This is a genomic window from Shewanella sp. Sh95 (assembly GCF_001308045.1).
GTDB classification, from domain to species: domain Bacteria; phylum Pseudomonadota; class Gammaproteobacteria; order Enterobacterales; family Shewanellaceae; genus Shewanella; species Shewanella xiamenensis.
This window is the reverse complement of sequence record NZ_LGYY01000183.1, coordinates 1-1,200: the sequence shown is the minus strand read 5'-3', so window position 1 is coordinate 1,200 and position 1,200 is coordinate 1. Positions and strand designations below refer to the sequence as shown.

Genomic DNA, 1,200 nt, shown 5'->3' with positions numbered 1-1,200 from the left:
TTGGAGGTACTCAGGCGGCCTGATTATCAAATCACGGAGAAAGAATTGCTGGCGGCCTGGGTATTATTCGCCAATCAGTTGCTCAAATATGGCTATGCTATGGCTGATTTATGAGGGGATCCTTCAGTGCTCAATACTCACCCGAGCAATATCGCCGCCAGCTGGCATAAAAATAGGGCGCGGCTATCGCCGCACCCTATGTCATAAAAGAGAGGATTTAAGGGATTTTTATAACAGGCATTAATCGGAGGCTTTTTGGCGATTCCGCTTATCCTGTCGCTTCTCTTTTAAGGTTTTCATCGGCGGTTTTTTCGCTTTTTCTTTACTCATGGAAAATACTCCTAACTAAAATGAGATTAAGTAAAGTCAAACTATCGAGTGTAGCGCCGCATTCTCACCGACAGTTAGTTCAAATTAATCTATCGATAAATTTGAATAATTTAAAGCATTCTGAGCGAGATAAAACACTTTGACCTCTTTATGGTTTCTACATAAGCGCTGCCATACTTAGTAAGTTTTTAAGAGGAGTAAGTGTTAGCTCTCTGCTATTAATTTATTTCGCGGCCAGTAAATAACTTCAAAATCGTATCCTCCAATATATTTTATGCCTGTGCTAGATGCCGCCGCAAATAGCGACCTAAAAGCATGTTGCCACTGAAATTTGAACATGCTTTATTCTAAAGTTGTTATTTTTGCCGTTAATTTTTAGGTTGTCTCTTGCTAAGGGAAATATCCTTCACCATAAACAGCACAGGTTTACCTAAAATATTTACCTCAGCATATTCTCCTTTGGTACGGCCCAGTAAGCTCACACCTAAATCGGAAATGACAGAGTAGCGACCCGCTCTTGGTTTGTGCCTAGGTGGGTATACCAGCTCTATACGATACTCCTGCTGATCCTGTTGATTAATGAGGAGGACTTCACGCCCAACGGTCACTTTATCTAGGGTTTCTTCACTTTTAAGTTGATCGAGCTTTGCTATCACCGCCGCCAGTGCGGTGGGGCGTAATGAGGCATTAAAACTGTTTTGCAAGTAATAGGTTTCTGTTTTCAACATAAAAGACTGAAATAGACCCGAATTCAACTGCGAAGTGCGACACTCGCCAATATCAAGCAGCCAATACCATTTCTTTAAAGACAATCGCTGGTTGCTTGAAATCTAAACACTTTTTCGGTCGATAATTTATCCGTGATAAAGC

1 protein-coding gene is annotated in these 1,200 nt (G+C 41.2%); it reads right to left on the bottom strand.

Features of this window, described 5'->3' with window-relative positions; genetic code table 11:
* Positions 1–698: 698 nt before the first annotated feature.
* The gene (locus AEA42_RS13285; RefSeq protein ID WP_055647971.1) at positions 699–1,058 is read right to left on the bottom strand and encodes a GreA/GreB family elongation factor; all 360 of its coding nucleotides are present in this window, start codon (positions 1,056–1,058) and stop codon (positions 699–701) included.
* Positions 1,059–1,200: the final 142 nt, after the last annotated feature.